Below are 20,810 nucleotides of genomic sequence, written 5' to 3' on the forward strand. Positions count from 1 at the left end.
ACTCGCTAAAATGACTGAGGGGCCGCAGCCCCTGTCTTGTTATCTGGTAAAAAAACTATACGTCTAAGTTGGCAACGTACAGCGCGTTCTCTTCAATAAAGGCACGCCGTGGCTCTACATGGTCACCCATTAAGGTGGCAAACAGCTGATCGGCACCTACCGCATCTTCAATAGTAACCTGCAGCATCCGGCGATTCTGTGGGTCCATCGTAGTTTCCCACAGCTGATCCGGGTTCATTTCGCCCAGTCCTTTATAACGTTGAATGTATAGACCACGCTTTGATTCAGCCATTAACCAGTTTAGTGCTTCCAAAAAGCTTTCAACAGGCTTAACTTTTTCACCACGGCGCACATAACCGCCTTCTTCTATCAGGTCGCGAATTTCATCACCTAAGGCAACAATATTCTGATAGTCGCGCGAGGTAATAAAGTCGTAATGCAGTGCATATTCGTTATCAATACCGTGCTGACGGATAATCACTTTAGGCTGGAATAAGTGGCGCTCGCGATCTTCCAGCACGTCATACTTATAGCTGGAACCATCCCCCTCTTTCTCGTCCAGCCGTTTGGCCAGGGTTTTCACCCAGGCTTCAACTACGGTTTTATCCTTCACGTTTTCCGGGCTCAGACCGGTAACGTAGATAAGCTCGTTAAGCAGGTTATAAGGAATTTTCCGACTTAAGCGGTCAATAATAGCGGTAACTTTGTGATACAACCGCACCAGTTTTTCCAGGTGCTCACCACTAATCCCTGGTGCATCAGCATTAACGTGTAAACTCGCTTCATCCAGTGCCAGGGTGGTTAAGTACTCAACCAGCGATGGCTCATCTTTAATATATTGTTCCTGCTTACCTTTTTTCACTTTAAACAGTGGTGGCTGCGCAATATAAATATAGCCTCGTTCAATCAGTTCCGGCATTTGCCGGTAGAAAAAGGTTAGTAACAAGGTGCGAATGTGTGAGCCGTCGACGTCAGCATCGGTCATTAATACGATACTATGATAGCGGGTTTTATCTGGATTATATTCTTCACGGCCAATGCCACAGCCAAGCGCGGTGATTAGGGTACCCACTTCCTGCGATGATAACATTTTGTCAAAGCGGGCTTTTTCTACGTTCAGAATTTTACCTTTAAGTGGCAAAATAGCCTGATTTTTACGGTTACGGCCCTGCTTGGCAGAACCACCCGCAGAGTCACCCTCTACAATGTAAAGTTCAGATAAGGCAGGGTCTTTTTCCTGACAGTCTGCCAGCTTTCCTGGCAAACCTGCGATATCAAGCGCCCCTTTGCGACGGGTCATTTCCCGCGCTTTACGGGCGGCTTCACGTGCCCGGGCAGCATCAACAATTTTGCCGACAATGATTTTGGCATCGCCCGGACTTTCCAATAAGTATTCGTTCAGTTTTTCGGCCATTACACCTTCGACTGCCGACCGCACTTCGCTGGAAACCAGTTTATCTTTGGTTTGCGAGCTGAATTTCGGATCCGGTACTTTTACACTGACCACCGCAGTTAAGCCTTCCCGGGCATCATCACCGGAGGCCTGCACCTTCATTTTTTTGGCGTAGCCTTCCTGCTCAATGTAGTTATTCAGTACCCGGGTTAAGGCGCCACGAAAACCGGCTAAATGGGTACCACCGTCACGTTGCGGAATGTTGTTGGTATAGCAGAACACGCTTTCCTGATAACTATCATTCCACTGCATAGCAACTTCAACTGAAATACCATCATCCCGCTGATCAGAGAAATAGAAAGCTTTAGGGTGAATACTGGTTTTACTACGATTTAAGTACTGCACAAAGGCTTCAATGCCACCTTCATATTTAAAGTGGTCTTTTTTATCATTGCGCTCATCAGTCAGAATAATACTGACGCCTGAATTCAGAAAAGATAGCTCACGCAGTCGTTTTGCCAGAATATCATAGTGGTAGTCGATGTCGCTGAACACGGTAGGGCTTGGCCAGAAGCGGATAGCAGTACCGGTATCGTCGGTTTCGCCGATAACAGATAACGGTGCCTGAGGCACACCCAAATGATAAATCTGGCTGTGTACCTGCCCTTTGCGCCGGATGGTCAATTCCAGTTTGTCAGATAAAGCATTAACTACAGAGACACCAACACCGTGCAGGCCACCTGACACTTTATAAGAGTTTTCGTCGAACTTACCACCAGCGTGCAGTACCGTCATAATAACTTCAGCAGCTGATACGCCCTCTTCGTGCATTTCAGTTGGTACGCCACGGCCATTATCACGCACAGACACAGAACCATCACTATGGATAGTTACCCAGATATCAGTGCAATAGCCTGCCAGTGTTTCGTCAATTGAGTTATCAACCACCTCAAACACCATGTGGTGCAAACCTGTGCCGTCGTCGGTGTCGCCGATGTACATGCCTGGTCTTTTACGAACGGCATCCAGCCCTTTTAATACTTTAATACTTGAGGAATCGTAATTATGTTGTTCGGCCATCTTCATCTGTCCGTGCTGTTATCTGACCGTGTTCCACGTGAAACATTTTGCTGCGCTGTGCAGCAATATAGGGTGAAACCTGATCAGCATTAATTGCAGTAATAAATACCTGTGAATTAATCTGGGTTAAATACTCAAAAACAACTTGGGTGGAACTGACATCCAGTTCCGACGCCAAATCATCAATCAATAACAATGGCTGTTTGCTACCACTATTGCTGATTACATTGTTCTGGGCGATTTTAAGTGCAAATAATAACACTTTTAGCTGGCCACGGGATAATACTTCTTCCACGTTCAACTGCGCTTTTTTTAACTTCAAATCGGCTTTCTGAGGTCCGTACTGACTGAATCCCTGTCGACTATCCTGTTCAAAATTTTGTTGCAGTAATTCCAGTAACGCCTGTTCGCTATTAATCCGCTCAGGCCAACCACTTTGTAGCTGCATACTGATGTCGGCTAACAATGCGTTGTTTTCCACCAGCAAATTGTACGACTCAGCTAGCTGTTGCACGTATTTGTGTCGCTGTGCTTGCAGTTGCCAGGCCAGGTTTGCAAATTGCTGGTCCCAGTACGCAAATTCATCGTCATAACGACGACGTTGCTTAAGTAACGCATTGCGTTGCTTCAATACCCGGTTAAATTGTAACCATACCGGGAAAAAACCTGGTTCCACGTGGAACACGCCCATATCAAAAAACTGTCGCCGCTCTTTTGGTCCGCCAAAAAATAAACGGAAACTGTCAGGTGTTAGTAATTGCACCGGTAGCAATTCAGCAAATTCAGCCAAACGTTGCACGTTAGCACCGTTTAACCGCAGCAGCAATTCTGAACTTCGACTACGTTGCAAGCCCAAACTGTAACTTTGCTGATTGTTGCTGACTTTAGCGTGTAAGGTAAATTGCTCAGTGTCGTCTTTAATCAGACGTTGATGCACCCTGCTGCGAAAAGAGCGGCCGTGCGCAAGATAATAGATTGCTTCAAGCAAACTGGTTTTGCCGCTGCCATTCTCTCCGTAAATAAGATTAAATTCTGGGTGGGCAGTTATAGCCAGCGCCGAAATATTACGGAACTGGCTAAGTTGCAAAGACTGTAAAGCCATATGTTACAAACGCATCGGCATTACTACATAAGACGCGCCTTCATTCCCAACCCCTTCAATCAAGGTGCTGGAGTTAGCATCATTTAAATGCAAAATAACCAGGTCAGTATTCAGGGTATTTAACACATCTAGCATGTAGCCTACGTTAAAACCAATCTCCAATGGCTCGCCCTGATATTCAACTTCAATAACCTCTTCTGCTTGTTCATGCTCAGGGTTATTTGCCATAATTTGCAGTTCGTCATTGCTCAGGGTAAAACGCACACCGCGATACTTCTCATTTGACAAAATAGAGGCCCGGGTACAGGCATCTTTTAATACCGGACGATGTGCTGTCACCAACTTAGTGCTGTTTCGTGGCAACACCCGCCGGTAATCAGGAAAGCGGCCATCAATCAGCTTGCTGCTAAAAGTAAAGCCCTGATCAGATAACCGGATATGATTTTGACCAAGACTCAGCTCAATAAGTTGCTCGTCATTGGCCAGCAAGCGCATAATTTCCAGTACACCCTTGCGCGGGATAATAATTTGCTTCTGCTGCAAATTCAGGCCTGGCAGCGCCAATTTGCTTAGCGCCAGACGGTGGCCGTCAGTACCGACGGCTGTCAGGCTGCCGTTATCAACTTCAAATAATAATCCATTTAAATAATAACGTACGTCCTGGTTAGCCATTGAAAAGGCCGTATCATCTAATAACTTGCGCAATTGTTGCCGGCTGATACTGATATCAACTTCGCCCTGCCAGCTTTCCAGATTAGGGTATTCTGCAGCACTTAACGTTGACAAGGTAAACTTGGTTTTACCGCAGGTTAAAATGCAACTCTCAGCCTGCAATACCACTTTTATATCACTGTTTTCCGGTAAACTACGGCAAATATCCAGCAGTTTTTTTGCTGGTACGGTAACCCGGCCAACCTGCTGTACCTGCACCGCATCGGTGGTAGCAACCAGCTCAACTTCTAAATCGGTACCGGTCAGTGCCAGTTGTTGCTCACTGACTTCAAGTAATACGTTAGATAAAATGGGTAAAGTGTGACGGCGTTCGATGGCGCCCGATACCATTTGCAGTGGCTTGAGTAAGGCGTCTCTGTTGATAACAAATTGCATAGCTTAACCCTAAGTTAGGATGACCCTGTTATAACCGGCTATGAAGACAACGTGCGAATGAGGTTTTGAAAATCCTCTTTAATTTCGTGGGTTTCTTCTTTTAAAGATTCAATTTTGCGACAAGCGTGTAATACCGTTGTGTGATCGCGACCACCAAAAGCGTCACCAATTTCCGGTAAGCTATGGTTGGTAAGCTCTTTCGATAATGCCATCGCCATTTGCCGCGGCCGGGCGACGGAGCGCGAGCGACGTTTCGACAGTAAATCTGCCACCCGGATTTTATAATACTCTGCTACCGTTTTCTGGATGTTTTCAATGGTAACCAGTTTGTCCTGCAACGCCAGTAAGTCTCTTAGGGCTTCACGAACAAAATCAATGGTAATTGGCCTACCGGTAAAATTCGCATTGGCAATAACCCGGTTTAACGCACCTTCCAATTCGCGCACATTAGAACGCAGCCGTTTCGCCACAAAAAAGGCGACCTCTTCTGGCAGTCGTATTTGGTTTTCCTGAGCTTTACGCATCAGAATAGCGACCCGGGTTTCAAGTTCCGGTGGTTCAATGGCAATCGTTAAGCCCCAGCCAAAACGGGATTTCAGGCGGTCTTCCACACCATCAATTTCTTTCGGATAACGATCACTGGTTAAAATGATTTGCTGGTTGCCTTCAAGCAAGGCATTAAAGGTATGAAAGAACTCTTCCTGTGACCGCTCTTTATTGGCAAAAAACTGAATATCATCAATAAGCAACGCATCCACTGAGCGATAGTAGCGCTTAAACTCTTCTATTGCATTGTTTTGTAAAGCTTTTACCATATCCTGGACAAAACGTTCAGAATGCATGTAGATAACTTTAGCATCGGGTTTTTTTGCCAGAATACCGTTACCCACTGCATGCAGCAGGTGAGTTTTACCCAAACCAGTGCCACCATAAATAAACAGCGGGTTATAAGCAGTGCCTGGATTGTCGGCAACCTGACTGGCCGCCGCCCGTGCTAACTGGTTCGACTTACCTTCTACAAAGTTGGTAAAGGTATAATTGGCCCGCACATTACTGCGAACAATGGTTTTAGGTGCAGGTTCGGCGGCTTCTCGAGGCGCTGGGCTGGCATTATTGCCACTTTGCTCGGGTTGGGGCAAATGTCCGTTACCCGCTGGCCGCTTTGTTTGCTGCTGACTGTTACCAACATCAAACTTTAAGCGGGGAGCATCATCACCACAGTAATCCTGGATCAGTTCAAGGATCCGGTTTAAGTATTTCTCGCGGACCCAATCCAGTACAAAGCGGTTTGGCGCATACAGGATCAGCGAATCAGAAGAGCTGTCTGCCTGTAACGGCCGGATCCACATGCTGAAATGCTGAGCAGGAAGTTCCGCCTGCAATGCCTGTAAACAATTTTGCCAAACAGATTGATACACCGTTTCTCCTGAAGCCCTGGTTAAAATTATAAAATAAGGCTGGTGTCATAACGCAAGTTGGCCATTATCGTACGATCTTATCCACAAGTTCAATATTGACTTTTCAAAAAAAAACCTTATCCAAGAAAAAAAACAATATCTTCATGTTTTAAATAGATATTTCTGCCTTATTCGATTTGATAATACCGATTAATTGAAGCTGTACTTTCTGACCTAAGAAATAAATAACCCACACTTTATTCAGTAAGATCAGCCACCCTGTGGAAAACTTTTTAAATGGCTTGGCAAAACTGTTGCTGCAGCATTGATCAGATCAGAATAAAAGTGAGGATCGCATTGACTTTAGGGCCCGAACTACTTAAAATTCGCGCTCATTTTTGTCAGCTGCGTTTTGGTGTATTTGCTAAAACACAGGTAATCTTAGTAAATATTTCGACCGGACGGATGAAATTATGAGTAAAAGAACGTTTCAACCAAGCGTATTAAAACGCAAGCGTAACCACGGTTTCCGTGCACGTATGGCCACTAAAAATGGTCGTCAGGTTTTAGCGCGTCGTCGTGCTAAGGGCCGTCAGCGTTTATCAGCGTAATCGGCTGTTAAGCGCTGCGTGGTCAGCCTGAACTTCGGCCGGGAGTTACGCCTGTTAACTCCCAGTCAATTCGACAATGTATTCCAACACCCATTTCGGGTTGCTTCTCCCCTGTTTACCATTCTTGCAAAACCAAATCAGCTTGTTCATCCGCGATTAGGCCTTACTATCGCTAAAAAACGTGTTAAATTGGCCGTGCAACGCAATCGTATAAAACGTTGTGTGCGTGACAGCTTTCGTTTGCATCAACACCAGTTGCCCGGCGTCGATCTGGTATTAATGGTAAAGGGTGATATCAGTAACACCCCGAATAGTGAACTGTTGAAACAACTGGAACGGCTATGGAGCAAAATCGCTCGCCAGTACATCGCTTTACAATCAAGCTGATGTTAACACTGGTCAGAGGCTATCAGCTGGTATTAAGTCCGCTGCTGGGGCCACACTGCCGCTTCAACCCAACCTGTTCACATTATGCCATTACTGCTATCGAACGCTTTGGTGCGGTAAAAGGTGCTTGGTTAGCAGGCAAACGCATATTAAAATGTCACCCCTTAAATAAGGGCGGTGATGATCCCGTTCCTGATAAGCATAATGAGAAAAGCTAACCCATGGATTCACAACGCAGTTTTTTAGTAATTGCCCTGGCAATCGTCAGTTTTTTCCTCTGGCAGGAATGGCAAAAAGATTATGGCCCAAAGCCGATAGCCGCCCCCACTTCTGTTGAACAGACGCAGAATATCACGCCGGGCAGTAGCACTACCGGCAGTAATGGTGATATACGGCTGACTGGTGATGATGCACCAAGTCAGGTAACTGCCCCGACTACACCGTCAGCTCAGCTGGTGTCAGTGGCAACCGACGTATTAAATGTACAGATTGATACCAGTCGTGGTGATATCGTTGGGGTAACGTTACCCGAATATGATTTAACCAAGGACAGCGACCAGCCCTATGTGCTGATGCGCAAGCTGCCTGGTTTTGAGTACACCGCCCAGTCTGGCCTGATTGGCGCAGACGGCCCGGATGATCAAACTAATAACCGGCAGCCCTATCAATTTGCCCAGCAACAGTATCAGCTTGCTGAAGGCAATGATGAACTGGTGGTGCCACTGGTCACCAACTTTAATGGCCTGCAAATAGAAAAGCGTTTTATCTTCAGTCGCGGTCAATATGATGTCCGGGTAGAGTATTTTATTGAAAACCAAAGCGATGTCAGCAAACGCGTTCAGCCTTATCGGCACCTGGTGCAAAATATTGATAACGGCGAAAGCAGCAGCATGATGATGCCAATCTACCGTGGCGCAGCTTACGGCACCAGTGAAGAACGTTACGAAAAGTACGACTTTGATGATATGGCCAAGAAAAATCTGGCCATTAACACAACCGGTGGCTGGGTTGCGATGCTCGAGCACTACTTTGTTGCAGCCTGGGTCCCTGATCAAACCACATCCCAGCGCCTGTACAGTATGGTTTCCGGTAGCAAAGGTGTTATTGGTACCCGCAGCGACGTGATTGAACTGCAACCGGGCGCAAGCACGGTTGTGGGCAGTACCTTTTATGCCGGCCCGAAACAACAGGACAAATTAGCCGAGCTTGCAAATGGCCTGGATTTAACGGTTGATTACGGCTTTCTGTGGTTTATTTCGCAGCCCCTGTTCTGGCTACTGACCACAATTCAAAGCTTCGTTATCAATTGGGGTCTGGCGATCATTATTATCACGATCATCGTAAAAGGTGTGATGTATCCGCTGACTAAGATTCAATATGAATCTATGGCCAAAATGCGCAACTTAAAGCCCAAAATTGAAGAACTGCAGGCCCGCTACAAGGATGATCGCCAGAAAATGGGCCCGGCAATGATGGAGCTGTACCGCAAAGAAAAAGTTAACCCAATGGGTGGCTGTTTACCAATGCTGGTACAAATGCCAATTTTCCTGGCGCTGTACTGGGTATTTGTTGAAAGCGTCGAGTTACGCCACGCACCCTTCATGCTGTGGATCACCGATTTATCGACTAAAGACCCGTACTACATTCTGCCGGTACTGTTCGGGATCAGTATGTTTGCCATGCAAAAACTGACCCCAATGCAGGTTACTGACCCGCTACAGCAAAAAATTATGATGTGGATGCCGGTTGCGTTCTCAGTGTTCTTTATCTGGTTCCCAAGTGGTCTGGTATTATACTGGTTGGTAAGTAACCTTATTTCACTGGCACAGATGCTGTATATCTACAAAGGTATGGAAAAGAAAGGCTTACATACCAAGAAAGCCTGACAACAATACCGACAGGCTGGAGTCAGGCGTTCTTGCGTAGCAGCGGCAAGGATGCCGCGCAGGCTGAGACAGCATCGTTGTTTCAAAAAAGAAGCGACGTGCTGTCGAAGACGGCGAAGCTGGAATTTCCCGGCTCCGGCCAGATGTAAAAATTAGCCTGTCAGCATTATGCGACAGGCTTTTTCCATTAAGAGAGCAACTATGTTTAGTACCGACACCATCGCCGCTTTAGCCACCGCCCCCGGCCGCGCCGGTGTGGGTATTATCCGTATTTCCGGCCCTGATAGTAAAGCGGTAGCGCAGGCCATCCTGCATAAGCTGCCTAAGCCACGCACTGCTGAATATCTGCCGTTTTTTGATACCGACAGCAAGGTATTAGATCAAGGCATCGCTCTGTACTTCCCGGGCCCAAATTCTTTTACCGGCGAAGACGTGCTCGAACTGCAGGGCCACGGTGGCCCGGTGCTGCTCGATATGCTGCTAAAACAAGTGCTGGCTGTACCTAACGTGCGGATAGCCCGTCCCGGCGAATTCTCTGAACGGGCATTTTTAAACGACAAGCTCGACTTAGCTCAGGCTGAAGCCATTGCCGACTTAATTGATGCCAGTAGTGAACAAGCCGCCCGCAGTGCTATGCAATCACTACAGGGTGAGTTCTCGCGTCGTATTCACGAGCTGGTGGAAAAAGTGATTTACCTGCGGATGTACGTCGAAGCCGCCATAGACTTCCCCGATGAGGAAATTGACTTTTTGTCTGATGGCAAAGTGGCGGCCGACTTAGCCGAGATTATCGACTACCTTGCCACCGTTAAAAAACAGGCGGCACAAGGCAGTATTCTGCGAGAAGGCATGAAAGTGGTGATAGCCGGCCGGCCCAATGCCGGTAAATCCAGCCTGTTAAACGCCTTAGCCGGCCGCGAAGCGGCTATTGTTACCGAGATAGCCGGTACTACCCGCGATGTGCTGCGCGAGCATATCCATATTGATGGTATGCCGCTGCATATTATTGATACCGCCGGACTGCGCGAAGCAACCGATCAGGTAGAACAAATCGGCATCGAACGCGCCTGGCAGGAAATTAAACAGGCCGATCGGGTACTGTTTATGGTTGATGGCACCACCACAGATGCCACCGATCCGCATTCTATCTGGCCCGATTTTATTGATCGCCTGCCTGAAAGCTTAGGCGTTACCGTTATTCGCAATAAGGCTGATATTACCGGCGAAACCAATACCACGAGCAGTCCACATAACAGTAATGATATACCGGTGTATCGGATATCGGCTAAAACCGGCGCCGGTATCGATGCGCTGCGCGAGCATTTAAAACAATGTATCGGCTTTGACGCCAGCACCGAAGGCAGCTTCCTGGCCCGTCGCCGCCATTTAGATGCGCTCGATCGCGCCGCCGAACACCTTGCCATTGGCCAGGAGCAGCTGCACAGCTATATCGCCGGTGAAATTCTGGCTGAAGAGCTGCGGCTAACCCAGCAGCACTTAAATGAAATTACCGGCGAATTTAGCAGTGATGATTTACTGGGCCGGATTTTCAGCTCATTCTGTATCGGCAAGTAACCTTGTTGCAGCTAGCCAGCTATTTTACCGCATCCAGCTGCTGTGCGGTTTGGTCGGTAACAATCAATACCGCTATCAACAAGGCACCCAGGCCTACAAAACCGGCCGCCAAGTATAAACCGATAGTATAGTAACCACTTACTTCTGCGAGATAACCCGTGAGGGCGGGTGCGATAACCTGGGCACTGCCGTAGGCTAAGGTCATTTTGCCCATTAGTTTCGCCGGCTTACTGGGGTATAAGCGCCCTGCCATCGTTAGCACTAAACTCACTACCCCGATAAAAGTGGCGCCAAATAGCGCTGCACTGAGTAGCACTACCGCCAATGAACTCACCAGCAGCGGCAGTAAAATCGCCAGCATTTGCGCCACCAGCGCCAGCATAATGGCTTTCAGGTAGCCGGTTTTGCGGGCAATAAAGTCCCATAGCAATACCGCCGGTGCAGCAGCTAAGCCCAGTATAATAAAACTCAGATTACCGCTGCCGCTTAAGCCCGGCATTCGCTCTACTATGGTAACGATAAAAGTGGCACTAATCACATAACCGTAACCGGCACAAAAATAGCTGGCCAACAGCAGACGGTAAAAGCGTTTAGACGGTGGAGTATCAGCTGCGCGGTCACTTGCGGCAGCGGCAACGCTGGCAGGGCGTGGCAACCAACGCCAGGCCGGAATAGCCAGCAGCACCGCCAGCATGGTGAAGTATTGCCACTGGGTGCGCCAGTCCAGGTGCAGTTTTAGCATTAGTTCTACCAACACTGCAGCAAGCGCAATACCCAGGCCCAGCCCTGCAAAGTGAATACCCAGTTCAGCGCGTTGCTTATGGCTTAGCAGCCAGTGCATAATCAGGCCGGAGGCAATTAACATTGAGCCGGCACTGCTTAAACCTGCCACAAAGCGCCAGAATGACCACAGATAGGCGTTCTCGGTGAGTGCCATACCCAATGTGCTTATCACAGCAAGCAGCAGACCTAGCCGGTACAGGCTATCTTTTAGTGTAAGGTTAGTCAGATTGGCTGCCAACAGCGCGCCGGTCATATAGCCTAGATAGTTAACAGCTGCCAGCATACCGCCACTGCTATCAGTCAGGATAGTTTGCTGCTGCATCAGCGGCAGTAGCGGCGTATAGGCAAAGCGGGCCACACCCAAACAAAGTAACTGACTAAAAAACCCGGCTAACAAGACAAAATAGCGTTGTGGCAACTGATACTCCTGCAATTAGCTGATCAGACTGGCATAGCCTGTATGCAAAACCCCAGCTTAGCCCAGAAAAAAAGGCCGCGATATGCGGCCTTAGTAGGAAAGGGTTTTGCTGCTCCGGCAGCAATAGTTGTAGCAATAGCTACCGGGCGTAAGTGGCCGTTAAGGTAGCCTTAGCCAGCGCATTGGCATTTAGCATAAAACTCACCACAGCGGCACTGGCATCATCCGGTACCGCCAGGGTTTCTTCTGGCAGCGCCCACACCGTAAACTGATAGCGATGCATGCCATGGCCTTCTGGCGGGCAGGCGCCACCAAAGTCTTTACTGCCATAATCGTTGTTAAAGCTACGACAACCTGGCGGTAAGCGGCCCTTACCCACCCCCTGCGCTAAGCCGGTAGCATCGGCCGGAATATCGGTTACCAGCCAGTGCCAGAACCCTGAGCTGGTGGGCGCGTCCGGGTCAAATACTGTTACCGCAAAACTTTTTGTATCCTTCGGTGGATGTTGCCACGCCAATTCAGGTGACACATTGTCGCCGTTACAACCAAAGCCATCGAACTCGTGAACCTTTGCCATAAAATGGCCTTCCTGCAAGTCCGGGCTACTAAGGGTAAAACGCGCGTCAGTCATATTGCCTCCATAGCTGATAAAAAAGTTAGTAAATACTTACTTATACTGAGATAACCACTGATAAAAAGATTGCTTCGGTAATGCGCCGGCTTGTTGTGCCAGCACTTTGCCCTGCTTAAATAACATTATGGTAGGAATTGAACGAATATTAAACTGGCCTGCCAATTGTTGCTGCTTCTCAGTATCAATTTTTCCAAAGCGGAACTGCGGCTCCAGTTCAGCGGCTGCCTGGCTGAAAACCGGCGCAAAACTTTTGCACGGGCCACACCAGCTGGCCCAGAAATCGACCACTAAAGGCAATTCAGATTTATTAGCGTGGGCGGCGAAGTTAGTAGCAGTAAGCTCTAACGGCTGACCAGCAAACAGCGCCTGCTTACATTTACCGCAGTTGGCATTCAGGGCCGGCTTGTCAGCCGGTAAACGATTAAGACTATTACAAAACGGACAGGCAACTATCATATTGCTACTCCAACTTTTTAGCTTAGCTTTAGAACCTCGATTTGGTTGCCACAGAGTGTCTGAGCTGGCGCGCCAGCGCAAGCGAGTTGCTGTGGCAAGCCAAAATGAGCGTTGTAAAGGTTCGCAACAAACTTGCTAAAGCTTAAATGGGTTTTGTTAAGCCAAGTTTAAACCACCAGCCATAAAAAAACCCTGCCAGGGCAGGGTTTTCTACAACAACTAGTGTTTAATCACGTGGCTTACGCGGAGCCCTAGGTGCGGCACCCGGGCGTGGGCCAGGACCGCTGCGCCGCTCTCCACCACTATTCGGGCTGGCATTACCTGCGCTACTACCGGTATCTATACTGATATTCAGCTTTTGCTTACGCACATAAACTTTTTTCAGGTGCTGGAAAATTTCCGCCGGAATATTGGCCGGCAGTTCAACCGTACTGAAATGATCAAATAGTTTAATATTACCGATGAACTGGCTGTCGATGTTGGCTTCGTTAGCAATAGCACCAACGATATCACCGGCGCGTACGCCGTGCTCTTTGCCAACTTCAATCCGGTAATTGTTGTAATCACCTTTCATTTCGCGGCGCACCCGCGGGCCACGGTCTGGACGCTCACCGGAACGGTCGCCGCGCTCACGCCGAGGCCGCTCTTCCCGTTCCCCCCGGGCGTGTGGCTGACGTAATTCCGGGAATTGCTTCGCCACATTCAATGGCTGATCTTTCTGTGCCAGGAATAACAGCGCCGCTGCAAGATCAACATCTGTGGTTTCCAGCTTTTCACGCCAATCGGTTACCAGTTCCTGGAAAAAGCTCAGGTTCTGGGTTTCAATAGTTTGCGCCAGTTGCTCCCGGAACGATTCAATCCGGCGTTGCTCAATAACCTGACCGGTAGGCAATGACATTTGCTCAATCGGCTGCTTGGTAGCGTGTTCAATGGTACGTAATAAACGACGTTCACGAGGTGATACAAATAATATTGCTTTACCCTCACGGCCAGCACGGCCGGTACGACCAATCCGGTGCACATATGCTTCGCTGTCGTAAGGGATATCATAGTTAACAACTAAGCTGATCCGTTCAACATCCAGACCACGGGCAGCAACATCGGTAGCAACAATAATATCTAACTGGCTGGCTTTCATCCGGCGGATAGTTTGTTCACGGTGCGCCTGATTCATATCACCATTTAAGCAGGCTACCGCATAGCCGCGGGCACCCAGTTTTTCTGCAATCTCTTCGGTCGCACTTTTAGTACGCACGAAAACGATAGACGCATCATACTCTTCGCCTTCCAGTACACGGGTTAATGCGTCGAGCTTTTGGTTGCCATCCAGCATGACATAACTTTGCTTGATACGTTCAACGGTACTGGTTTTCGAGGCAATCTTAATTTCTTCAGCATTTTTTAGATGCTTCTGGGCAATAGCACGGATTTGCGCCGGCATAGTTGCCGAAAACATGGCTACCTGACGGCCTTTCGGTGTCGCATCCATAATGGTTTGGACATCATCGATAAAGCCCATACGTAACATTTCATCGGCTTCATCCAGCACAATGGCCCGCAGTTTATCCAGCTTTAAAGTACCACGGTCTAAATGGTCCAGAATACGGCCAGGAGTACCGACAATGACCTGCGAGCCCCGTTTCAGTGATTTCAACTGATTGGTATAGCTCTGACCACCGTATAAAGGCAGGACGTGAAATGCCGGCATGTAGCGGGCATAAGCCTGAAAGGCTTCAGCAACCTGAATAGCTAGTTCACGGGTAGGTGCCAGTACCAGAATTTGCGGATCGTTTTGCGCAGGGTCAAGCCGCGCAAGTAAAGGCAGAGCAAAAGCGCCGGTTTTACCGGTTCCTGTTTGCGCCTGGCCTAACACGTCTTCACCAGCTAACAGTTTTGGAATGGCCGCCGCCTGGATAGGCGATGGTGTTTCATAACCAAGTTCAGTGACCGCGCGCACCAGCGGTTCCGGCAGCATTAGCTGGGAAAAAGACAAAGTTTCAGACATACGTTGTTATAACCTCAATCACACGCAGGCTTGTTGGTAAGTGCTATTGTTGTTTTTACCTGGCCTGCAATGCAGTAAAAACACGAAAACGGGCAAAAGACGTAGCTTTCCCCGAATTTATTCCAGTAGTATAGCCAAACATTTACCACCTGGAGGATCACCATGATAGAAATCCTCGTTGGCAGCCAAATGGGCGCAGCGGAATATGTGGCAGAACAAGTTGCTGAAACACTGGTACAAGCGGGATATGAAACATCACTTCATTTTCAACCCGATTTGGATCAGCTGAACCCGACTTACATCTGGTTAGTGATCACATCCACCTATGGCGCAGGAGATCTGCCTGATAATATTCAACCCTTTGCGGATCAATTAGCACAAGATCAGCGTGATCTTACCACACTTTCTTTCAGCGTGATCACTTTAGGTGACTCCAGCTACGATACTTTTTGTCAGGCGGGCAAAACCTTGCGAAGTTTATTGCTGCAACATGGCGCAAAACCACTGCTGGAAAATCTGGAGATAGATGTGCTGACTGCTGATTTACCTGAGGACCAGGCCTTAGTTTGGTTGCCACAATTTATTGCCAGTATAAAAAAAGGCGAGTGATCACCACTCGCCAAAACACAAGTATCTCAGGAAGAACAGATAAACAAGTCTCTGCTCCCGGTTGACCTCAGCAATAAAACCAACCAGGCGCCACTGTATCCTGAACGACGAAAATCTGCTTAACAATACCCTGATAAAGCGTTGATAAAACCTGGTTTTAGCAGTTAACTCATGCATTAACTGCTGTTACGTTACCCCCAAGTTATCAACAAACTTACAATTGAAAAACTTACTTTGTGTATAAGATAGCTTTTATCCGGTTACTAACCTGTACTTATGCACTTTATAAAAAAAATATCAATTCCAAATGTGTATAAGTAGCCATATTGTCCACCTGTTCAGACATACTTGATCCAACCTTGATCACAGGATCTGATCCTATTTAAGCTATTGATCCGATATCGTAATAATCGCTTATCCACCGAAAACAGCCTGCTTAGTAGTAATAGTAGTAAAAAGATCTTTAAATAGATCTTATATATAATATTGCGATCCGAAACCATTTTAGCCGTTTCACAAGTGCCAGGATCGCGCTACAATACGCGCCCTATTTTAACGCGGCAGCTGTGCCGGAATTGAGGCAGTTATGTTGTATCAAGAAACTTTTGATGTGATCGTTGTCGGTGGTGGCCATGCTGGCACTGAAGCTGCTTTAGCTGCTGCGCGCATGGGTATGCAGACATTATTGTTAACTCATAACGTTGAAACGCTTGGCCAAATGTCCTGCAACCCAGCTATTGGTGGAATTGGTAAAGGCCATCTGGTTAAAGAAATTGACGCCCTCGGCGGCGCTATGGCCATCGCAGCTGACAAAGGCGGTATCCAGTTCCGAACCCTGAACAGTTCTAAAGGACCTGCAGTCCGTGCGACAAGAGCCCAGGCTGACCGTCAGTTATACCGGGCAGCAATCCGCCAGATCCTGGAAAATCAGCCTAACTTACGAATATTTCAGCAAGCCTGCGATGATCTGATAGTTGAAAACGATCAGGCAGTTGGTGTCATCACTCAGATGGGCTTAAAATTCCGGGCTAAATCCGTTGTGTTAACGGTAGGTACTTTTTTAGGTGGTCAAATTCATATTGGCCTGGAACAGTTCTCAGGCGGCAGAGCAGGCGATCCACCATCAGTTGCCCTGGCAAAACGACTACGTGAGTTGCCATTTCGGGTTGACCGGTTAAAAACCGGCACACCACCGAGAATCGATGCCAGAACTGTTGATTTTTCAGTGATGCAGGCACAACCCGGTGATAACCCAACGCCGGTGTTTTCCTTTTTAGGCAAACACACTGATCACCCTGCTCAGATCCCGTGTTATATCACTTACACCAATGATCATACCCATCAGGTGATCCGGGATAATCTTGATCGCTCACCGATGTATACCGGCGTAATCGAAGGTATTGGCCCGCGGTATTGCCCGTCTATTGAAGACAAAGTAATGCGCTTTGCCGATAAGGATAAACATCAGATCTTTATTGAACCTGAAGGCTTAACTACCCACGAGTTATACCCGAATGGTATTTCTACCAGCTTGCCTTTTGATGTTCAGTTATCAATAGTCAGGTCGATTAAAGGTATGGAAAATGCCCATATTACAAGGCCGGGTTATGCTATTGAATATGACTTTTTCGACCCACGCGATCTCACCAGTTCACTGCAAACCAAATTCATTAAGGGACTGTTTTTTGCTGGCCAGATAAATGGCACTACCGGTTACGAAGAGGCTGGCGCCCAGGGCTTGCTTGCCGGATTAAATGCTGCACTGTTTGCTACTGAACGTGAAGCCTGGGCACCAAGCCGCGACCAGGCATACTTAGGCGTGTTGGTGGATGATTTAACCACCCAGGGCACCAAAGAACCTTACCGGATGTTTACCAGCCGGGCTGAATACCGCTTACTGTTACGCGAAGATAACGCAGATTCACGCTTAACGGCCAAAGGCCGTGAACTGGGCTTAGTAGATGATCAACGCTGGCAAGCATTCAATCAAAAAATGGAGCAAATCGAGCTGGAACGGCAACGCTTACGCCAAAGCTGGATCCATCCCCAACATACTGCTTTAAAAGCGGTTAATGATTTACTAAAAACGCCGTTAAGCCGGGAAGCCAGTTTAGAAGAATTGGTACGTCGGCCGGAAATGACTTACCAGCAATTGATGAATATTAGTGATTTAGGCCCTGCCCTGACCGATCCGATCGCTGCTGAACAAGTCGAAATTCAGATTAAATATGAAGGTTATATAAACCGTCAGCAAGATGAAATTGCCAAACAGCAACGTAATGAAGCAACCAAATTGCCCGGTTCTTTCGATTATAGTGCAGTCAAAGGCTTATCGAATGAAGTTATTATGAAGCTAAATCAAAGCCAGCCAGCCACAGTTGGTCAGGCTTCAAGGATCTCCGGCATTACTCCTGCGGCTATTTCGCTATTGTTGGTGTATCTGAAAAAACAAGGTTTACTTCGCAAATCAGCTTAACGTGGCGTTGATATGCCTGAAAGGATCGGTATGCTTGAAAAACTGCGGCAACTGGTAGCTCAAACCAGCCTGCAACTTAGCGACAGTCAGTTACAACAGTGTATTGACTACGTCCAGTTACTGCATAAATGGAACAGCGCCTATAACTTAACCTCGGTACGTGATCCGGCTGAAATGCTGGTAAAACATGTCATGGACAGTCTGGTGATTGCGCCTTATTTAGAGGGGCAGCATTTTATTGATGTTGGCACCGGGCCGGGGTTACCCGGGGTATTGCTGGCGATATATTATCCGGATAAGCAATTTACGCTGCTCGATAGTCTTGGCAAACGTATTCGTTTTTTAAATCAGGTTAAATTACAGCTTGGTCTTAGCAATATTCAGCCTGTGCAAAGCCGGGTTGAGCAACATCAACCGGCAACCCCTTATGACGGTGTGATCAGCCGTGCGTTCGCTTCTACCCATGATATGCTCAACTGGTGTCGTCATTTGCCTGCAGCGAAGGGGCATTTTTATGCGATGAAAGGCGCAGCGGTGCAAGAAGAAATTGCAGCTTTGCCGGATTTTGTTAAAGTAAGCGCAGTTATACCATTGCAGGTACCAGAACTGGATGCCAGCCGGCATCTGGTTGTTATGACCAGCGCTTAACCATAATGAGGGAGCCTTGTGGGTAAAATCATCGCCATTGCTAATCAGAAAGGTGGAGTAGGCAAAACCACCACTGCTGTTAATTTAGCAGCATCTATGGCGGCGACTAAACGTAAGGTTTTGCTTATTGACCTCGATCCTCAGGGTAACGCCACTATGGGCAGCGGCGTTGATAAATATGAAGTGCCAGCAACCGCGTATGAGTTATTAATTGATCAAAAACCACTGCCGGAAGTGATCGTCAAAGAAACCAGCGGTGGTTATCATCTCGTGGCCGCAAATTCGGACGTGACAGCTGCAGAAGTCAGACTAATGGATGTTTTTGCCCGCGAACTGCGTTTACGAACTGCGCTAAAAGATTACCGCAGCAGCTACGATTTTATTTTTATCGACTGTCCGCCTTCCCTGAACATGCTAACCGTTAATGCCATGGCCGCGGCCGATACCGTTCTGGTGCCAATGCAATGTGAGTATTTTGCCCTGGAAGGCCTGACAGCATTAGTCGATACCATTAATAAACTGGCAGCAGTTGTAAATGCTGATTTAAAAATTGAAGGCATTTTACGTACCATGTACGACCCCCGTAACCGGCTGGCTAATGACGTGTCGGAGCAGTTGAAACAACATTTTGGTGATAAGGTTTACCGGGCGGTGATACCGAGAAATGTACGACTGGCCGAAGCACCCAGTTTTGGTACACCAGTAATGTATTACGATAAAAACTCCACCGGTGCTAAAGCTTATCTGGCATTGGCCGGTGAAATTCTGCGGCGTTCTGAAAAAAAAACCAGTGGCAAAGCAACCTCACTATAACCACGATAAGTTAAAGGATATTTTTGCGCATGGCGGTTAAAAAACGCGGTTTAGGCCGGGGCTTAGATGCTTTACTCACATCGAATAAAACGACAGAGCAACATCATGCTAACCAGCAATCTGCCGAGTTGCAGAAATTGCCGGTTGAGTTTTTAAAGCCCGGTAAATACCAGCCAAGAAAGGATATGTCACAAGATGCGCTGGAAGATTTAGCCAGTTCAATCCGCGCGCAGGGTGTTATTCAGCCCATAGTGGTGCGCGCTATCAGTGAAAACAGCTATGAAATTATTGCCGGTGAGAGGCGCTGGCGTGCAGCCCAGTTAGCCCGCCTGCCCGAAGTACCCTGTCTGATAAAAAATGTACCTGATGAAGCGGCAGTGGCCATCGCATTAATTGAAAACATTCAGCGCGAAGATCTGAATGCAATGGAAGAAGCAATAGCACTGGATCGTTTACTGACAGAATTTGAACTTACCCACCAGCAGGTGGCGGATGCTGTTGGTAAATCCCGCGCTACGGTAACTAACTTACTACGCTTAAATGCCCTGAACGACGATGTTAAAGTACTGCTGGAGCATGGTGATATTGAAATGGGCCATGCCCGTGCTCTGCTGGCATTAACCGATGACAGTCAGTCAGAAACTGCCCGCTTAGTTGCCCACAAGCAATTAACAGTGCGTGAAACTGAAAGCCTGGTGCGACGGATTCTGGAACCGAAAGCACCTGCAGCGGCAAAAGTAAAAGATCCGGATGTCGATGCCCTTGAACAAAGGTTAAGTGAGCGCTTCGCTGCACCGGTGCAGATAATGTATAACAAAAAAGGTAAAGGTAATCTGGTAATCAATTACAGTAGCCTGGCTGAACTCGATGGTATTTTAGCTAAAATGCAATTAGCAGAGCCCGATTAAGCATTTTATTTCTCGATGTTATGGACAAGCCGCCACAAAAACCGCTTTTTGTTGCAAATCGGGGGCAAATAAGTATACTTTCGCAAGTTTTTTCTACCCCTGCACGGGCTATTACAACGAGGGGTACAGTGGCAGAAAATATTGCAAACCAGGCCAGAAAATCAGCGTATCTCGCGGTACTGGGTCAGGTTATCGTCGCCGGTTGTATCGCACTGGCGTTTTTTTTGCTGACTGATAGCGCTGGAGCCAAATCTGCTTTTAAAGGTGGCTTAGCAGCAGCGGTGCCAAATTTTGTATTTGCTTTTTTTGCGTTCCGGTATAGTGGCGCAGAACAGGCACGACGGGTAGCGGCAGCGCTGATGCGCGGCCACAGCTTAAAAGTATTGTTAACTGTTATATTGTGTGCGTTAGTGTTACAACAGGAGCATTTAGTACCAGAAGCATTTATTACTGGTTTCCTGATCACCTTACTGACACAGTGGACAGCACCGTTTTTCTTTAAACATTAAACTATTGGGATGA

Annotated in this window: 19 protein-coding genes; 11 read left to right on the forward strand and 8 right to left on the reverse strand. The window is 47.7% G+C overall.

Translation table 11 applies throughout. The annotated features are described in order from the left end of the window. Positions 1-55: 55 nt before the first annotated feature. Genes gyrB through dnaA form a run of 4 tightly spaced genes read right to left on the reverse strand, consistent with a single transcriptional unit; the run spans position 56 to position 6,100 of the window. Positions 56-2,473 carry a DNA topoisomerase (ATP-hydrolyzing) subunit B gene (gene gyrB, locus KQY15_RS14245; protein WP_217670310.1) on the reverse strand — a complete coding sequence of 806 codons (2,418 nt, stop codon included), beginning with the start codon at positions 2,471-2,473 and terminating at the stop codon, positions 56-58. Further along, entirely contained in the window at positions 2,457-3,575 is a 1,119-nt protein-coding gene (gene recF, locus KQY15_RS14250; protein WP_217670312.1) for a DNA replication/repair protein RecF, read from the reverse strand. The genes gyrB and recF overlap by 17 nt, the downstream gene beginning before the upstream one ends. 3 nt (positions 3,576-3,578) lie before the next feature. After that, entirely contained in the window at positions 3,579-4,682 is a 1,104-nt protein-coding gene (gene dnaN / locus KQY15_RS14255; protein ID WP_217670314.1) for a DNA polymerase III subunit beta, read from the reverse strand. Positions 4,683-4,720: 38 nt separating this feature from the next. After that, positions 4,721-6,100, reverse strand: a complete 1,380-nt coding sequence (dnaA, locus tag KQY15_RS14260; RefSeq protein ID WP_217670316.1) for a chromosomal replication initiator protein DnaA — start codon at positions 6,098-6,100, stop codon at positions 4,721-4,723. A gap of 452 nt (positions 6,101-6,552) precedes the next feature. Here dnaA and rpmH point away from each other — a divergent pair, with 452 nt between their 5' ends. From rpmH to mnmE, 5 genes are all read left to right on the forward strand, one after another. Continuing rightward, positions 6,553-6,690 carry a 50S ribosomal protein L34 gene (rpmH, locus tag KQY15_RS14265; protein WP_083923053.1) on the forward strand — a complete coding sequence of 46 codons (138 nt, stop codon included), beginning with the start codon at positions 6,553-6,555 and terminating at the stop codon, positions 6,688-6,690. Positions 6,691-6,708: 18 nt separating this feature from the next. Next, positions 6,709-7,077 (forward strand): ribonuclease P protein component, encoded by a 369-nt coding sequence (gene rnpA / locus KQY15_RS14270; protein WP_217670318.1) that lies wholly within the window; start codon positions 6,709-6,711, stop codon positions 7,075-7,077. Continuing rightward, entirely contained in the window at positions 7,032-7,295 is a 264-nt protein-coding gene (yidD, locus tag KQY15_RS14275) for a membrane protein insertion efficiency factor YidD (RefSeq protein WP_217670320.1), read from the forward strand. Before rnpA ends, yidD begins: the two co-directional genes overlap by 46 nt. A gap of 3 nt (positions 7,296-7,298) precedes the next feature. Then, positions 7,299-8,963, forward strand: a complete 1,665-nt coding sequence (yidC, locus tag KQY15_RS14280; RefSeq protein ID WP_217670322.1) for a membrane protein insertase YidC — start codon at positions 7,299-7,301, stop codon at positions 8,961-8,963. A gap of 201 nt (positions 8,964-9,164) precedes the next feature. Beyond that, positions 9,165-10,538: a tRNA uridine-5-carboxymethylaminomethyl(34) synthesis GTPase MnmE gene (mnmE, locus tag KQY15_RS14285; RefSeq protein WP_217670324.1), complete on the forward strand. Its 1,374-nt coding sequence runs from the start codon at positions 9,165-9,167 to the stop codon at positions 10,536-10,538. 19 nt (positions 10,539-10,557) lie between these two features. Here mnmE and KQY15_RS14290 read toward each other — a convergent pair whose 3' ends face one another. The 4 genes from KQY15_RS14290 to KQY15_RS14305 all read right to left on the reverse strand — a co-directional run bounded on the left by KQY15_RS14290 (position 10,558) and on the right by KQY15_RS14305 (position 14,834). Next, entirely contained in the window at positions 10,558-11,739 is a 1,182-nt protein-coding gene (locus KQY15_RS14290) for a YbfB/YjiJ family MFS transporter (RefSeq protein WP_217670325.1), read from the reverse strand. A gap of 139 nt (positions 11,740-11,878) precedes the next feature. Continuing rightward, a complete protein-coding gene (locus KQY15_RS14295) occupies positions 11,879-12,370 on the reverse strand; it encodes a YbhB/YbcL family Raf kinase inhibitor-like protein (protein ID WP_217670327.1) in 492 nt (163 codons plus the stop codon). A gap of 36 nt (positions 12,371-12,406) precedes the next feature. Next, entirely contained in the window at positions 12,407-12,829 is a 423-nt protein-coding gene (trxC, locus tag KQY15_RS14300; RefSeq protein WP_217670329.1) for a thioredoxin TrxC, read from the reverse strand. Positions 12,830-13,055: 226 nt separating this feature from the next. Further along, positions 13,056-14,834, reverse strand: coding sequence for a DEAD/DEAH box helicase (locus tag KQY15_RS14305; protein WP_217670331.1), 1,779 nt, complete (start codon positions 14,832-14,834; stop codon positions 13,056-13,058). Positions 14,835-14,996: 162 nt separating this feature from the next. Here KQY15_RS14305 and mioC point away from each other — a divergent pair, with 162 nt between their 5' ends. From mioC to KQY15_RS14335, 6 genes are all read left to right on the forward strand, one after another. Then, the gene (mioC, locus tag KQY15_RS14310; RefSeq protein WP_217670333.1) at positions 14,997-15,443 is read left to right on the forward strand and encodes an FMN-binding protein MioC; all 447 of its coding nucleotides are present in this window, start codon (positions 14,997-14,999) and stop codon (positions 15,441-15,443) included. 586 nt (positions 15,444-16,029) lie between these two features. Next, positions 16,030-17,919, forward strand: coding sequence for a tRNA uridine-5-carboxymethylaminomethyl(34) synthesis enzyme MnmG (gene mnmG / locus KQY15_RS14315; RefSeq protein WP_217670335.1), 1,890 nt, complete (start codon positions 16,030-16,032; stop codon positions 17,917-17,919). Positions 17,920-17,949: 30 nt separating this feature from the next. Beyond that, on the forward strand, positions 17,950-18,567 hold the full coding sequence (rsmG, locus tag KQY15_RS14320; RefSeq protein ID WP_217670337.1) for a 16S rRNA (guanine(527)-N(7))-methyltransferase RsmG: 618 nt from the start codon (positions 17,950-17,952) through the stop codon (positions 18,565-18,567). 18 nt (positions 18,568-18,585) lie between these two features. Beyond that, positions 18,586-19,380: a ParA family protein gene (locus KQY15_RS14325; RefSeq protein ID WP_217670339.1), complete on the forward strand. Its 795-nt coding sequence runs from the start codon at positions 18,586-18,588 to the stop codon at positions 19,378-19,380. A gap of 29 nt (positions 19,381-19,409) precedes the next feature. Further along, complete coding sequence (locus KQY15_RS14330) at positions 19,410-20,288, forward strand: ParB/RepB/Spo0J family partition protein (RefSeq protein ID WP_217670341.1); 879 nt, start codon at positions 19,410-19,412, stop codon at positions 20,286-20,288. 128 nt (positions 20,289-20,416) lie between these two features. Further along, positions 20,417-20,797: an ATP synthase subunit I gene (locus KQY15_RS14335; protein WP_308160250.1), complete on the forward strand. Its 381-nt coding sequence runs from the start codon at positions 20,417-20,419 to the stop codon at positions 20,795-20,797. Positions 20,798-20,810: the final 13 nt, after the last annotated feature.

Source organism: Arsukibacterium indicum (genome assembly GCF_019100565.1).
Classification (GTDB): Bacteria; Pseudomonadota; Gammaproteobacteria; order Enterobacterales; family Alteromonadaceae; genus Alishewanella; species Alishewanella indicum.

Excerpts from the sequence above, each read along its gene's own strand:
- gyrB (WP_217670310.1), bottom strand. The coding sequence starts at position 2,473 with ATGGCCGAACAACATAATTACGATTCCTCAAGTATTAAAGTATTAAAA.
- recF (WP_217670312.1), bottom strand. The coding sequence starts at position 3,575 with ATGGCTTTACAGTCTTTGCAACTTAGCCAGTTCCGTAATATTTCGGCG.
- dnaN (WP_217670314.1), bottom strand. The coding sequence starts at position 4,682 with ATGCAATTTGTTATCAACAGAGACGCCTTACTCAAGCCACTGCAAATG.
- rpmH (WP_083923053.1), top strand. The coding sequence starts at position 6,553 with ATGAGTAAAAGAACGTTTCAACCAAGCGTATTAAAACGCAAGCGTAAC.
- yidD (WP_217670320.1), top strand. The coding sequence starts at position 7,032 with ATGGAGCAAAATCGCTCGCCAGTACATCGCTTTACAATCAAGCTGATG.
- yidC (WP_217670322.1), top strand. The coding sequence starts at position 7,299 with ATGGATTCACAACGCAGTTTTTTAGTAATTGCCCTGGCAATCGTCAGT.
- mnmE (WP_217670324.1), top strand. The coding sequence starts at position 9,165 with ATGTTTAGTACCGACACCATCGCCGCTTTAGCCACCGCCCCCGGCCGC.
- KQY15_RS14295 (WP_217670327.1), bottom strand. The coding sequence starts at position 12,370 with ATGACTGACGCGCGTTTTACCCTTAGTAGCCCGGACTTGCAGGAAGGC.
- trxC (WP_217670329.1), bottom strand. The coding sequence starts at position 12,829 with ATGATAGTTGCCTGTCCGTTTTGTAATAGTCTTAATCGTTTACCGGCT.
- KQY15_RS14305 (WP_217670331.1), bottom strand. The coding sequence starts at position 14,834 with ATGTCTGAAACTTTGTCTTTTTCCCAGCTAATGCTGCCGGAACCGCTG.
- mioC (WP_217670333.1), top strand. The coding sequence starts at position 14,997 with ATGATAGAAATCCTCGTTGGCAGCCAAATGGGCGCAGCGGAATATGTG.
- mnmG (WP_217670335.1), top strand. The coding sequence starts at position 16,030 with ATGTTGTATCAAGAAACTTTTGATGTGATCGTTGTCGGTGGTGGCCAT.
- rsmG (WP_217670337.1), top strand. The coding sequence starts at position 17,950 with ATGCTTGAAAAACTGCGGCAACTGGTAGCTCAAACCAGCCTGCAACTT.
- KQY15_RS14330 (WP_217670341.1), top strand. The coding sequence starts at position 19,410 with ATGGCGGTTAAAAAACGCGGTTTAGGCCGGGGCTTAGATGCTTTACTC.